Here is a 13,525-nt window from a genome sequence, read left to right on the forward strand (position 1 = left end):
CCTCAGCCGTTCGCCCGGCGGGGCTCGGGCCGGGCGGCCCGGACCGCGTCACGGTGTTCGCGGAGCGTGGCCCGGACGGCCGTGACGAAACGGTGGACGGTCTCCAACTCGTCGTCGGTGAAGTCGAGCATCACCGCGTCGGTCCGGCGGCCGAGCGGTCGAAAGAACTCCCTCGCCACCTCGGCACCGCGGTCGGCGTAGTGCACCAGGACCTTGCGCCGGTCGGTGGAGGTGCGGTCGCGGCGGACGTGGCCGGCGCGTTCCAGCCGGTCGAGTAGGGCGGTGACCGACCCGGAGGAGAGGTCGAGTTGTTCGCCGAGGCGACCCGGGGTGATCGGGTCACCGTGCAGTTCGGCGTCCATGACGGCGATCAGGGCCTGCAGGTCGGTGGCGCCCAAGCCGTGCAGGTTGGCGAAGGCGTGGCCGACGTGTTGGGCGTCCACCGCGTACCGCCGGAGCTCGTTGGTGATCTCCGCGATGAGTTGCCCGCGTCGGGTGTCGCGTCGCCGGTAGCTGCTCTGACCTGCCACGTCCCGATTTTCTCCTCGCCAAGGTGGTGTGGTTGCAGCATAGCGGAGAGACCGATAATCTCGTCCGTCGAGATACTTGGCAATCGCGTATTCCCCCGATGTGAGTAGTACCCGAGCCGTCATTCCGTCAAGCCCACGAGGAAACGATGTCCGTCTTCACCCACGTCGCGCGGGGCAGGTGGGCCGCGTGGCTCACCGTGCTCGCCGCGATCGTCCTCGGCGCCGCCGTCTTCGGGCTGCCGAAGCCCGACAACCCTGCCCCCGTCTCCGCCACCGGCCTCTCCGACCAGTGGCAGTCCACCCAGGTCGAACGGCTCCAGGAACAGCTGCCCGCCAGCGAGGTCCAGCCGGCTCTCATCGTCGTCAGCCGCACCGACGGCGGCGCGCTAACCGCCGCCGACCAGGAGACCCTCACCGGGCAGAGCAACGAACTTCGCCGGTTCGCGGTCAATGGGCAGGTGCCGCCACCGCAGGTCGCCCCGGACGGCTCAGTCGCCCTGATCGCCGTGCCGCTGTCCACCACCGAGGGGCAGGAGCGAACCGTCGAGACCATCGACGAGCTGCGGGCCGTACTGGCCGACACTCCGGGCGACCTCACCATCGACGTCACCGGGACGCCGGCCTTCGCCACCGACCTGACCCGGGTCTTCGACGGCGCTGACACCACCCTGCTGGCGGTGACCGCCGCCGTGGTGGCGCTGCTGCTGCTGGTCACCTACCGCAGCCCGGTCCTCTGGATGGTGCCGCTGGCGGTCGTCGCCGCCACCGAGCAGCTCACCCTGCGCGCGATCGAGACGATCGTCCCGGCGGTCGGGATCAACCTGCAGACGGGGGCCGTCACCGGCATCGCCAGCGTCCTCGTCTTCGGCGCCGCCACCAACTACGCGCTGCTGCTGATCGCCCGCTACCGGGAGGAGTTGCGCCGCGAGGCGGACCGCTTCACGGCCATGCGAACCGCCCTGCGTCGCACCGCGGAACCCATCCTGGCCAGCGGCTCCACCGTCGTACTCGGCGTTCTCACCCTGCTGCTGTCCGAGCAGGAGAACAACCGGGCGCTCGCCGTGGCCTGCGCCCTCGGCGTCGTGTTCGCCATGTTCTCCGCGCTCTTCGTACTCCCGGCCGCCCTGGTGATCTTCGGCCGTGGCCTGTTCTGGCCGTTCGTCCCGCGCCTCGGCAGCGCGGTCACCGAGGGACGCCTGTGGGGCCGGCTCGGCGCCGTGGTTCTGCGCCGCCCGGCCTCCGTCGCGGTCCTGGCGACGCTGCTGCTGGCCGGTCTCGCCCTCGGCGGCCTGGGCATCCGCACCGGGCTGTCGGAGACCGAGCAGTTCCGGGTCGAACCGGAGGCGGTCGCCGGAGCGCAGACCCTGGCCACCGCGTTCCCCGCCGGGACCACCCAGCCGGTCGCGGTGCTCACCAACCCGACCGCCGTCGCTGCGGTCACCGCGGCCGCCGCCACAGTGCCCGGCGTCGCCTCAGCCCAACCGGGTAACACCGGCACCACCGTCGCCCAGGTCGACGTGGTGCTGACCGCCGAGCCCGGCACCGCCGCCTCCGACGAGACGGTACGGGGGCTGCGCACGGCGGTCGCCGCAGTACCCGACTCCGCCCCACCCGCGGTTGCCGGCACCGGCCCCTTCGACGGAGCCCTGGTCGGCGGCGCCGTCGCCGCCGGCTACGACACCGCCGAGGCCAACACGCTGGACCTGCGGCTGATCCTGCCGATCATCCTGCTGCTGGTCGCCGCCGTCCTGGTGCTGCTGCTGCGCGGCTTGCTGGCCCCGGTGCTACTGGTGCTCACCGTGATCGTGTCGTTCTTCGCCAGTCTCGGGGCGGCGTGGCTGCTCTTCGACCACGTCCTGGGCTTCCCCGCGCTGGACAGCGGCGTGCTCCTGCTCGCGTTCGTGTTCCTCGTCGCCCTCGGGGTGGACTACAACATCTTCCTGGTCACCCGGGCCCGGGAAGACGCTCGCCGCACCGGGACCCGGGACGGGATGCTCTCGGCTCTCCGGGTCACCGGTGGCGTCATCACCAGCGCCGGGGTGCTGCTCGCCGCGGTCTTCGCCGTCCTCGGCGTACTCCCGCTGATCCTGCTCACCCAGATCGGAGTCATCGTCTGCATCGGTGTCCTGCTCGACACCCTGCTCGTCCGGACGGTGCTGGTCCCCGCCCTGGTGTTCCTGTTCGGCGACCGGTTCTGGTGGCCCGGCCGCCCGCCGGCCGTGGCCCACGGGCAGACCCCGGCCGCCCCGGCGCCGGTCCCCGCCCACGACTGACGGCCCTCGTTCGGGCGCCACGGCGGGGCGTGGCGCCCGAACCGTCAGTAGGCGAGGCAGACGCACTCGGTCATCAGCGCGCGGACGTTGCCCACATACCGCGGATTCGGGATGGTGATCGGACCCTCCCCGCTCGCCACCGCGGCGTGGCCGTAGTTGTAACTGGCGATCACCGCGTTCAGCAGGCACGAGTTCAGCTCGGCCGAGCACAGCGACGCGTCCAGCCGGTAGTCGCCGTCGAAGTACAGGTCGCCGATGTACTTGGTCAGCCAGGCCAGGTAGTTCACGCCAAGATAGGCGTTGTCGCGGTAGTCCCAGACGTCGTAGCTCTGCCCGAACCGTTGGTTCATCCAGTCGGCGGTCGCGGGCATCACCTGCATCAACCCGATGCCACCGTCACAGGCGACGATCGTGGACTGCCAGCCACTCTCCTGCCACGCGGTCGCCTTCACCAGGGCCGCCGGAATCCGGATGTCCGGTGCGGAGGTCGGCCAGTAGGTCTTCGCCGCGGCGTTGGTAAGCGCCGACCGCACCTGCGTGCGGGAAGCCGGCGTGCCCTCGTGGCTGGGTGGGCAGCCGGTCGGCTCCGACTCCGACGGCGGAGGTGGGGCCGGCGTCTCCGGGGCGGGTTTCGCCGGCGCCCGAGACGACGCGGTGGCGGTGGGCTTCGCTGCGGGCCCACCGCTGGGTGAACTGCTGGGTGTGGCGCTGGGGCTCGGTGCGTCACCCAACTCCGTCCGCGCGAACGAGGTGGCTGTCGGCGCGGGCTCCGTGGTGCTGACCTCCACTGTCGGTTCGGCCGTCGCCTGCCCCCGCTCCCCCGCGCACCCCACCGTGAGCAGCACAACAGCGAGCCAACCCACGCCGATCCGGAGCACCTTCATGTCTCCCCCTCCGACCGACGCAAGGTAGCAGTTGTCGATGCCTACCGCCGTCCCGTCACCCGCCGGAGACCCCCTGCGGTGGGCGCGACTCGGCTGCCGCCGGGCCCGGCTCGTCGCCGACGTCCGAGGCCACCCGGACCGCCCGGTCCCGGGTCGCCCACGCCACCATGAACACGGCCGTCCACGCCACCCCCAGCAGCACCCCGGAAAGCGCGCTGCTGGCGGTGCTCAGGCCGAGGTACAGCCGGGCGCCACCGACCCCCACCACCCCGGCGGCAGCGCCGGTCCAGGCGGCGACCGCGACCGGCCAACGGGCACCCCGGGACAGCAGCCAGGCGAGGGTGCACAGGCTCGCGGCGACCACGGCGGTCTGGGTCGGAAACAACACCGGCGGGCCGGACCGGTCGGGTTGGACCACGTCGGCGGCGACCGCCAGCACCACCAACGGCATGCACGCGCCGACAGTGCCCACCACGCTGAGCAGGTCCGCCCGCCAGGGTCGCTGCCGCCAGGCGACCCCCGCCGCCACCACCGACACGAACAGGATCACCACCGGGCCACGCAGCGCCGAAACCGCGGCCAGCGCCACCTCCACCGCCTCCGGCGTACGACGGGCGGCGAACCAGTCGGCGACGGCGCCGTCCACCACCGTCAGCCCGCTCCGCCGGATCACCGCGCCGAGCACCCAGGCGACGGCGAGCCCGGCCAGGAACAGCAGCAGCAGGCCGGCAACCAGGTTCAGCAGCAACGTCCGCCCCGGGCCGAGGGAGCGGGCGAGCAGACCGAAGAGTGCCCCGTAGCGACGGGTCAGCCCGCGTACCGGGGGTAGACCGCCAGCGCGGGCCAGCAGCGCCCGTACCGGGTCCGGGTTTCGACCCAGCCAGCGCCCGGCCAGCAGCACCGCCAGCACCGCCCCGAGCAGCACCAGGACCGCGCCCGTGGCACGGCCGAGCAGGTGCGAGACCGTCTCGTACGACTCGCCGGCCAGGTTCCCGGCGAGCACCGAGCCCCCCACCCAGGTCACCACCCCACCCAGATTCCAGGGCGCGAACCGTCGGTACGGCATCTGCCCGGCCCCGGCCAGCCGCGGCACCAGGGTCCGGGCGAAGGCCACCCAGCGGCCGGTGAAGACCCCCCGGCCCCCCAGTCTTCCGAGCATCGCGTCCGCGCGGCGCCACCGGTGCGGCCCGATGCGGGCACCGAACCGGCTGGCGCGCAGCCGGGGCCCGTACCGGCGACCGGCCCGGAACGCCACCGCGTCTCCCAGCACACCCGCGGCGATCATCACCAGCAGCGCCGGCCCCAGCGGCAGGGTTCCGGTGTAGGTGAGGAATCCGACCAGCAGCAGAGTGGCCTCCCCGGGCATCAACAACCCGAAGATGAGCGCCGTCTCGGCGGCCACGATCAACGCCGCTACCAGCAGGATCAGCCCAGGTGGCAGCTCCTGCAGCCGGCTCAGTAACTCATTCACCCGGCCCCCTGGTCACGAGGGTCAGCTTGCCAGCGGTCGAGCGCGAGTTACAGGCGTTTCGGTAGAGATCCGGGATACCCCGGGGAAGACCCCGGATGACCCCGACGCCGCGCCGGATCCGCGCAGGCGGAAGGATGGAGGCATGCAGCTTCGCACCGACCTCCGCAACGTCGCCATCATCGCCCACGTCGACCACGGCAAGACCACCCTGGTTGACGCCATGTTGCGGCAGGCTGGCGCCTACGGCGCCCGGGGTGAGGTGACCGAACGGGTGATGGACTCGATGGACCTCGAACGCGAGAAGGGCATCACCATTCTCGCGAAGAACACCGGCGTGCGGTACCTGCCGGCCGACGGCTCCGACCCGGTGACCATCAACATCATCGACACTCCGGGGCACGCCGACTTCGGCGGCGAGGTGGAGCGCGGTCTCACCATGGTCGACGGCGTCGTACTGCTGGTGGACGCCAGTGAGGGCCCGCTACCGCAGACCCGGTTCGTGCTCCGCAAGGCCCTCCGGGCGCGGATGCCGATCATCCTGGTCATCAACAAGGTGGACCGTCCCGACGCTCGGATCAAGGAGGTCGTGGACGACACCTACGAGCTCTTCCTCGATCTGGACGCCGACGACGCACAGATCGACTTCCCGATCGTCTACGCCTGCGCCCGGGACGGAATCGCCTCCCTCACCCAGCCCGCCGACGGCGCGGTCCCACAGGACAGCCACAACCTCGAACCGTTGTTCCGCACCCTGCTCGACACCATCCCGCCGCCCACCTACGACGAGCAGGCCCCGCTCCAGGCACACGTCACCAACCTGGACGCCTCCCCGTTCCTCGGCCGGCTCGCCCTCTGCCGGGTCCGGCAGGGCACGATCACCAAGGGCCAGACCGTCGCCTGGTGCCGCACCGACGGCAGCAGCCAGCGGGTGCGCATCTCCGAGATGCTGATGACCGAGGGCCTGGAGAGCAAGCCGGCCGAATCCGCCGGGCCGGGTGACATCATCGCCGTCGCCGGCATCCCGGAGATCATGATCGGGGAGACGCTCGCCGACGCGGAGGACCCGCGGCCACTGCCGCTGATCACCGTTGACGAGCCGGCCATCTCCATGACCATCGGCACCAACACCTCCCCGCTGGTGGGCCGGGCCAAGGGCGCCAAGGTCACCGCGCGGATGGTCAAGGACCGGCTGGACCGGGAGCTGATCGGCAACGTCTCGCTGCGGGTCCTGCCGACCGAACGGCCCGACGCCTGGGAGGTACAGGGCCGCGGCGAGCTGGCTCTGGCCATCCTGGTCGAGCAGATGCGCCGCGAGTCCTACGAGTTGACCGTCGGCAAGCCGCAGGTCGTCACCAAGGAGATCGACGGGAAGACCTGCGAGCCGGTGGAGCGGCTGACCATCGACGCGCCCGAGGAGTACCTGGGCGCGATCACCCAGCTGCTGGCCACCCGGAAGGGTCGGATGGAGCAGTTGGTCAACCACGGCACCGGCTGGATCCGGATGGAGTGGCTGGTCCCGGCCCGGGGTCTGATCGGGTTCCGCACCCAGTTCCTCACCGAGACCCGGGGCACCGGCATCCTGCACCACGTCTTCGAGTCGTACGAGCCCTGGTTCGGCGAGCTCCGGACCCGCAACAACGGCTCGTTGGTCGCCGACCGGACCGGCACCGCCACCTCGTTCGCGATGATGAACCTGCAGGAACGCGGCACCCTCTTCGTCGAGCCGAGCACCGAGGTGTACGAGGGCATGATCGTCGGGGAGAACTCCCGCTCCGACGACATGGATGTCAACATCACCAAGGAGAAGAAGCTCACCAACATGCGCTCGTCAACGGCCGACGAGACGGAGAAGCTGATCCCGCCCCGCAAGCTCTCCCTGGAGCAGGCCCTGGAGTTCTGCCGCGAGGACGAGTGCGTCGAGGTGACCCCGGCCGCGGTGCGGATCCGCAAGGTACTGCTCGACCAGACGCAGCGGGCCCGGGCGGCGGCCCGCCGTAAGCACGCCAGCTGAGGCCACGCCGGGGCGCCGACACCGCGAGACGCGCGGAGGCGCCCCGGCATACCCTCGGTAGGTGATCTTCGATGGTGTCGACGCGCACCTCGACCGGATGCCGGGCACCGTCTCGGCCTACCTGGCTCGCCTCGACGCGGCCCCCACCTGGACCCGGCACCCGGACACCACCCACTACGCGGCCAGCACGATGAAGGTGGCCGTGCTGGTGGCGCTCTACCGCGACCTAGCGGCCGGGCGTCTCACCCCGGACACCGCCGTACCGGTCCGCAACGAATTCGACTCGGCCCGGCCCGGAGCCGCTCGGTTCGCCTGCACCCGCCCCGCCCGAAACGACGACGACGTCTGGGACCGGCTCGGCGGTACCGCCCCGCTACGTTGGCTGGCCGAACGCATGATTGTCCGATCCAGCAACCTCGCCACCAACCTGCTCCTGAACCAGGTCGGCCTGCCGGCCGTCGCCGACGTCTGGGCCCGGGCCGGAGCCCGGCACAGCGTCACCGGCCGCGGCATCGAGGATTTCGCCGCTCGCGCGGCCGGCATCACCAACCTGGTCACCGCCGCCGACCTCGCCACCCTCCTGCGCGGCCTGGCGCTCGGCGCCACCCGGCCCGGCCCGCTGGCGACACCCGAAAGCTGCGCCGCCATGCTCGACCTCCTCGTCGCGCAAGAACACCGCGAGGATCTCGCCGCCGGCCTGCCCGCCGGCACCCGGATCGCCCACAAGAACGGCTGGGTACGTGGGGTGCGGCACAGCGTTGGGGTCGTCTACCCCGACGACGCGCCCCCGTACGTCCTCGCCGTCTGCAGCACCGACGACCGCAGCCCGGACGAGGTTGCCTGCCAACTCCTCGCCGACATCTCCGCCCGCGCCTTCGCCCACCGCCACCGGCTCGCCTGAGCCGGGCCGCCACCGGCTCGGCTCAGCCGAGCCGCCACCTCTTCGGCCCGCCGAGCTCACCCCGCCACGGTGGAGGTCACTCCAGCAGCCGCGCCCGCAAGGTCGCCACCAGTTCGTCGTCCACCCCGAGCCCGTCGCGCAGGTACGACCCGAACGACCCGTACACCCGCCGCGCCTCGTCGTACCCGGCGTCCAGGTACTCGTCGCGTACCTCCAGCACGGGCCGCACCACGGTGACGTCCAGCTCCGGGCTCCGCCGACGCATCCCGGCGAGGAGCACCTCCCGCAGGCTCTCGGTGAGGACGTTGTTGGCGAGGTAGTCCGCCCGGATCGTCGCCTCGTCCACCCCGAGGGCGTGCAGCAATACCGCCGTCAACCAGCCGGTCCGGTCCTTACCCGCCGAGCAGTGGTAGAGCAGGGGCAGGTTCACCGCCTCCGCCGCCAACCGCACCGCCGCACCGTAGCCGGCCCGCGCCGACTTCCCGGTCACGAACCAGCGGTAGATGGATCGCATCGCCGCCGGCGTGCCCTCCTGCGCCAGTTCCGCGTACGCGCTGAGGTCGTGACCGAGCAGCACCGCTGACACATAGGTGAAGACCGGATGCGTTACGTCGTACACCGGCAGGTGGATCACCCGGGGGTCCCCCGGCAGCCGGTCCGGTGGGGCCACCGCCGCCTCCGTGGCGTCCCGCAGGTCCACCACACAGGCCGGCGACAGCTTCGCCAGCACCGGTAGGTCCTCGTCAGCCAGCCGCCCCAACGCCGGGGTACGCAGCAACACCCCGCCGCGGACCCGACGGCCCCCCGCACCGACCAGCCCGCCGAGGTCACGCGCGTTCGGCGCCCCCACCAAGGCCAGCTCCCGGCCGGTCACGCCGGTGCTCCACTCCGTTGGCGGACACCACTCGCCCGCACCACACGCGCCGCAATGGTCCACTTGTCCACGCAGTCCCCAATCACCCGCCGGTCCCCTCCAGGGTGCCCGATGACGATCACGGCGGTGTTCCGGCGTGGCTCTCAGTCGCGGACCTGAACCAGGTTCCGACGTCGGTCCCGGGACGACTTCACCAGGCTCGCCACCGTCGCCAGCGTCAAGGTACCCAGGATGACCGTCAACGAGAGCCAGATCGGGATGTGCGGGGCCCAGCCGACGTGCTCGCCTCCGTTGACGAACGGCAGGCTGTTGTCGGCCAGGGCTTCCAGCACCAACTTGACGCCGATGAAGCCGAGTACCACCGCGAGGCCGTAGCTCAGGTAGATCAGCCGGTCCAGCAGGCCGCCGAGCAGGAAGTAGAGCTGCCGCAGGCCCATCAGGGCGAAGACGTTCGCGGTGAACACCAGGTACGCCTCCTGGGTGATACCGAAGATCGCCGGAATAGAGTCGAGCGCGAAGATTAGATCTGTGGTGCCGATCGCGATCATCACGACCAGCATCGGGGTGAACATCCTTCGCCCGTGCTCGTACGTGGTGAGCTTCGCGCCGTCGTAGTCCCGCGAGATCGGCAGCGCCCGACGGCTCCACCGGATCAGCAGGTTCTCGCTGAAGTCGTCCTCATCCGGATCGCCCTGCCGAGCGAGGTTGATCGCCGTGTAGATGAGGAACGCGCCGAAGATGTAGAAGACCCACGAGAACTGGGAGATCAACGCGGCGCCGGCGGCGATGAAGCCACCGCGCATCAACAACGCGAGCACGATGCCGATGAGCAGGACCTTCTGCTGGTAGATCCGGGGCACACCGAAACGGGCCATGATGATCACGAAGACGAAGAGGTTGTCCACCGAGAGGCTGTACTCGGTGAGCCAACCGGTGTAGAACTCCCCCGCCGCGCGCGACCCGGAGACGAGCCAGATTCCCGCACCGAAGATCAGCGCGAGGGCGACGTAGAAGCCGACCCAGAGACTCGACTCCCGCATGCTGGGTTCGTGCGGGCGACGACCGATGATCAACAAGTCGATGATGAGAATCGCGGTCAGTGCGACGAGCGTCCCCGCCCACACCAGTCCGGACACGTCCAAGGCTCAATCCTCCGGCAGACACGCAACAATCGGCGCACCGTACGCCCAGGGAGGGCGGGGTGTGCCGATAACACCGACTATGGTGACTGTCGGAGGTCTCTTCCGCCGCCACCCCTGCTGGAGCGACGACCGATGGGGCCGGGTCAAGTCACCAGGTTCGCACTCGACCGTGCTGACGACTCCATCGCGGGGGAATACTCCCCTCCGCCGTTCATTGTCGCCCACCTCGCGGAGCCACCGAACAGTGGGCGGCCAGTGTCCCCCGCACGCTCACCAAATCCCTGGTCACGGCGAACTCAGCTGGCGCGGCGGGGGCACAGCGGGGCGCGGCAGGGCGCGGGGCGGGGCGGGGCGCGGGGCGGGGCGGGGCGCGGGGCGCGGCAGGGCGCGGGGCGGCGGGTACCGCGCCGGAGCCTGTCGAGCTGCCCCAGCGAGAAGACCGAGGAGCCGGGCTGCTGGCCGGCGGCCCGGTTCGCCCTCGGCCGAGCTCGGTCACCCCGGACGGTGAACTGGCTCAACCATCGTGCGATGCTGCACACATGGTGCTCGAAGTCGCGTTGATCGACGTACTGCCCGGACACGAGGAGGCCTTCGCAGCCGCCTACGCCAAAGGACACGCGGTGCTCGCTGACACACCCGGCTGCCGCTCGGTACGAATGACCCGCGGAGTCGAGTCCCCGTCCCGGTTCGTACTGCTGGTCGAGTGGGACTCGGTCGAGGCGCACAACCAGAACTTTCGCGCCTCCGACCGGTTTGTCCGGTGGCGGGAGCTGATCGGCCCGCACTTCGCCAACCCGCCGCGGGTCGAACACTTCACCGATGTGCCGGGCGGGCGATGAGTGCTCCGACGACCGCTACGTCAGGCGGCCGGACAGATCGACAGGTCGACAGGTGACCAAACAGTGACCCGATGTGGGCCAGGGCTGTCACACCCAGCGCTTACGGTATCCCCACGCGCGCCGACCGCTGGCCCCGATGCGCTCGGGGGCACCGGGTCCGGTTGGTCGTGCCGCGCCACCCGGTGCACGCCGCTGGCCTGGTAGCCGGCGGCATGCGCCCGCCACCTCAGACCTGGGTCACGACACTCCCGCCGCATCCATCCCGCGCAGCTCCTTCTTCAACTCCGAGATCTCGTCACGAATTCGGGCCGCCAACTCGAACTGCAGCTCCCGGGCAGCGGCCAGCATCTGGCCATTCAGCTCCTGAATGAGCTCCGCCAGCTCCGCACGCGCCATTCCCTCCCGGGCCGGTCCAGCGGCGGCTCGGCTGCGACTACGAGTCTCCTTCACCGGCGCCTTGCCGCGGGAGAGCTGCCGGGCCGCTCCACCAACCCGGTTGTCGGTCTCCTCTGCCTCCCGGTAAATGTCGTCGAGAATGTCGTGAATCTTCTTGCGGAGCGGCTCCGGACTGATGCCGTGCGCCTCGTTGTGGGCGATCTGCTTGGCCCGGCGCCGGTTGGTCTCCCCGACCGCCTCCGCCATCGATGGCGTGATCTTGTCGGCGTACATGTGCACCTGGCCGGAGACGTTCCGCGCCGCCCGCCCGATCGTCTGGATCAATGACCGGCCGCTGCGCAGGAAGCCCTCCTTGTCCGCGTCGAGGATGGCGACCAGCGACACCTCCGGCAGATCGAGCCCCTCCCGCAGCAGGTTGATACCGACCAGCACGTCGTAGTCACCCTTACGGAGTTCCCGCAGCAGCTCCACGCGGCGCAGCGTGTCCACCTCGGAGTGCAGATAACGCACCCGAATGCCGTTCTCCAGGAGGTAGTCGGACAGGTCCTCGGCCATCTTCTTCGTCAACGTCGTGACCAGCACCCGCTCGTCGCGCTCGGTACGCAACTTGATCTCGTGCATGAGGTCATCGATCTGGCCCTTGGTCGGCTTGATCACCACCTCCGGGTCAACCAGGCCGGTCGGTCGGATGACCTGCTCCACATACTCGCCCTGCGCGTGCTCCAACTCCCAGGAGCCGGGGGTGGCCGAGAGGAAGACCAGCTGGCCGACCCGCTCCAGGAACTCGTCAAACCGCAGCGGCCGGTTGTCGGCGGCGCTGGGCAGTCGGAAGCCGTGGTCGATCAGCATCCGCTTACGGGACGCGTCGCCCTCGTACATCCCGCCGATCTGCGGGATGGTCACGTGCGACTCGTCAACCACGGTGAGGAAGTCGTCCGGGAAGTAGTCGAGCAGGCAGTGCGGCGGGCTGCCGGGCAGTCGGCCGTCGATGTGCATCGAGTAGTTCTCGATGCCCGAGCAGAAGCCGACCTGCCGCATCATCTCGATGTCGTACGTCGTCCGCATCCGCAGCCGCTGCGCCTCCAGCAGGCTGCCCCGCTGCTCCAGCTCGGCCAGCCGCTCGCCCAGCTCGGCCTCGATGTCGCGGATCGCCCGCTCCATCCGCGCCGGCCCGGCCGCGTAGTGCGTGGCGGGGAAGATCAGTAGATGGTCGACCTCTCGGACCACATCACCGGTGAGCGGGTTGAGGTAGTAGAGCCGTTCCACCTCGTCCCCGAACAGCTCGATCCGGATCGCCAGCTCCTCGTAGGCGGGAATGATCTCCAAGGTGTCGCCCCGCACCCGGAAGGTGCCCCGTTGGAAGGCCATGTCGTTGCGGGCGTACTGAATGTCGACCAGCCGGCGCAGGAGCTGGTCGCGATCCAGCTCCTGACCGGTCACCACCCGGACGGCCCGGTCCAGGTACTCCTCCGGGGTACCCAGGCCGTAGATCGCCGAGACGGTGGCGACCACCACCACATCCCGGCGGGTGAGCAGCGACATCGTCGCCGAGTGGCGCAGCCGCTCCACCTCCTCGTTGACCGAGGAGTCCTTCTCGATGTAGGTATCAGTCTGCGGGATATACGCCTCGGGCTGGTAGTAGTCGTAGTACGAGACGAAATACTCCACCGCGTTGTTGGGCAGCAGCTCGCTGAACTCCTTGGCCAGCTGGGCGCAGAGGGTCTTGTTCGGCGCCAACACGAGCGTCGGGCGCTGCAACCGCTCAATCAACCACGCGGTGGTGGCGCTCTTGCCGGTGCCGGTCGCGCCGAGCAGCACCGTGTGCCGGTCGCCACGCCGGACCCGCTGCTCCAGGTCGTCGATCGCGGCCGGCTGATCACCGGCCGGCTGGAAATCACTGACGACCTGGAAACGGCCATCCAGCCGGGGAATGTCGAGCGCCATGGCCCCACCGTACGCTCGATGGCTGACACTTCGGGACGACTACCACCTCCGGTGATCACCCTCGATATTTCCGTTGTCGGCCCCCACCCGGCGAGCTAGGCTTCTCGGGAGGCCGCTCGCGGCGGCCGACCGGGCCGGCAACGGGCCTAAGACGGCCCCCCACCCCCGGCACAGGGTCGCAGCACCCGCATTCCGGCGTGCGCACCCGACGTGGTCGCGCTGACCGCGCTGACCGGCCGCCGCGAGCGCACATCCGCGTC

10 protein-coding genes are annotated in these 13,525 nt (G+C 70.4%); 4 read left to right on the forward strand and 6 right to left on the reverse strand.

Annotated elements, in window-relative coordinates; genetic code table 11:
- Nucleotides 1-2: 2 nt before the first annotated feature.
- Nucleotides 3-530, reverse strand: a complete 528-nt coding sequence (locus SALPAC2_RS0108775) for a MarR family winged helix-turn-helix transcriptional regulator (RefSeq protein ID WP_018216286.1) — start codon at nucleotides 528-530, stop codon at nucleotides 3-5.
- Between the two features lie 146 nt (nucleotides 531-676).
- Between SALPAC2_RS0108775 and SALPAC2_RS0108780 the strand changes: the two genes are divergently transcribed.
- Entirely contained in the window at nucleotides 677-2,803 is a 2,127-nt protein-coding gene (locus SALPAC2_RS0108780; RefSeq protein ID WP_018216287.1) for an MMPL family transporter, read from the forward strand.
- Nucleotides 2,804-2,847: 44 nt separating this feature from the next.
- On the opposite strand, the gene SALPAC2_RS26015 is transcribed toward SALPAC2_RS0108780, so the two are convergent.
- Together SALPAC2_RS26015 and SALPAC2_RS0108795 are read right to left on the reverse strand one after the other, a co-directional pair.
- On the reverse strand, nucleotides 2,848-3,687 hold the full coding sequence (locus SALPAC2_RS26015; protein ID WP_018216288.1) for a lytic transglycosylase domain-containing protein: 840 nt from the start codon (nucleotides 3,685-3,687) through the stop codon (nucleotides 2,848-2,850).
- Between the two features lie 55 nt (nucleotides 3,688-3,742).
- Nucleotides 3,743-5,158 (reverse strand): DedA family protein, encoded by a 1,416-nt coding sequence (locus tag SALPAC2_RS0108795; protein ID WP_018216289.1) that lies wholly within the window; start codon nucleotides 5,156-5,158, stop codon nucleotides 3,743-3,745.
- Nucleotides 5,159-5,300: 142 nt separating this feature from the next.
- Here SALPAC2_RS0108795 and typA point away from each other — a divergent pair, with 142 nt between their 5' ends.
- Both typA and SALPAC2_RS0108805 read left to right on the forward strand, forming a co-directional pair.
- The gene (gene typA / locus SALPAC2_RS0108800; protein ID WP_018216290.1) at nucleotides 5,301-7,169 is read left to right on the forward strand and encodes a translational GTPase TypA; all 1,869 of its coding nucleotides are present in this window, start codon (nucleotides 5,301-5,303) and stop codon (nucleotides 7,167-7,169) included.
- 61 nt (nucleotides 7,170-7,230) lie between these two features.
- Complete coding sequence (locus SALPAC2_RS0108805; protein WP_018216291.1) at nucleotides 7,231-8,070, forward strand: serine hydrolase; 840 nt, start codon at nucleotides 7,231-7,233, stop codon at nucleotides 8,068-8,070.
- A 76-nt stretch (nucleotides 8,071-8,146) separates the two neighbouring features.
- Here the strand turns inward: SALPAC2_RS0108805 and SALPAC2_RS0108810 are convergent, their stop codons facing one another.
- Both SALPAC2_RS0108810 and SALPAC2_RS0108815 read right to left on the reverse strand, forming a co-directional pair.
- The gene (locus SALPAC2_RS0108810) at nucleotides 8,147-8,944 is read right to left on the reverse strand and encodes a tyrosine-protein phosphatase (RefSeq protein WP_018216292.1); all 798 of its coding nucleotides are present in this window, start codon (nucleotides 8,942-8,944) and stop codon (nucleotides 8,147-8,149) included.
- Between the two features lie 143 nt (nucleotides 8,945-9,087).
- A complete protein-coding gene (locus tag SALPAC2_RS0108815) occupies nucleotides 9,088-10,086 on the reverse strand; it encodes a TerC family protein (protein ID WP_026184554.1) in 999 nt (332 codons plus the stop codon).
- Between the two features lie 539 nt (nucleotides 10,087-10,625).
- Here SALPAC2_RS0108815 and SALPAC2_RS0108820 point away from each other — a divergent pair.
- The gene (locus SALPAC2_RS0108820) at nucleotides 10,626-10,925 is read left to right on the forward strand and encodes an antibiotic biosynthesis monooxygenase family protein (protein WP_018216294.1); all 300 of its coding nucleotides are present in this window, start codon (nucleotides 10,626-10,628) and stop codon (nucleotides 10,923-10,925) included.
- Nucleotides 10,926-11,162: 237 nt separating this feature from the next.
- On the opposite strand, the gene uvrB is transcribed toward SALPAC2_RS0108820, so the two are convergent.
- Nucleotides 11,163-13,265 carry an excinuclease ABC subunit UvrB gene (gene uvrB / locus SALPAC2_RS0108825; protein WP_018216295.1) on the reverse strand — a complete coding sequence of 701 codons (2,103 nt, stop codon included), beginning with the start codon at nucleotides 13,263-13,265 and terminating at the stop codon, nucleotides 11,163-11,165.
- Nucleotides 13,266-13,525 lie beyond the last annotated feature (260 nt).

This window comes from Salinispora vitiensis, from assembly GCF_000378825.1.
In the GTDB taxonomy this organism is placed as follows: Bacteria; Actinomycetota; Actinomycetes; order Mycobacteriales; family Micromonosporaceae; genus Micromonospora; species Micromonospora vitiensis.

Coding starts and splice junctions, on each gene's coding strand:
- SALPAC2_RS0108780 (WP_018216287.1), top strand. CDS start 677: ATGTCCGTCTTCACCCACGTCGCGCGGGGCAGGTGGGCCGCGTGGCTC.
- SALPAC2_RS26015 (WP_018216288.1), bottom strand. CDS start 3,687: ATGAAGGTGCTCCGGATCGGCGTGGGTTGGCTCGCTGTTGTGCTGCTC.
- typA (WP_018216290.1), top strand. CDS start 5,301: ATGCAGCTTCGCACCGACCTCCGCAACGTCGCCATCATCGCCCACGTC.
- SALPAC2_RS0108820 (WP_018216294.1), top strand. CDS start 10,626: ATGGTGCTCGAAGTCGCGTTGATCGACGTACTGCCCGGACACGAGGAG.
- uvrB (WP_018216295.1), bottom strand. CDS start 13,265: ATGGCGCTCGACATTCCCCGGCTGGATGGCCGTTTCCAGGTCGTCAGT.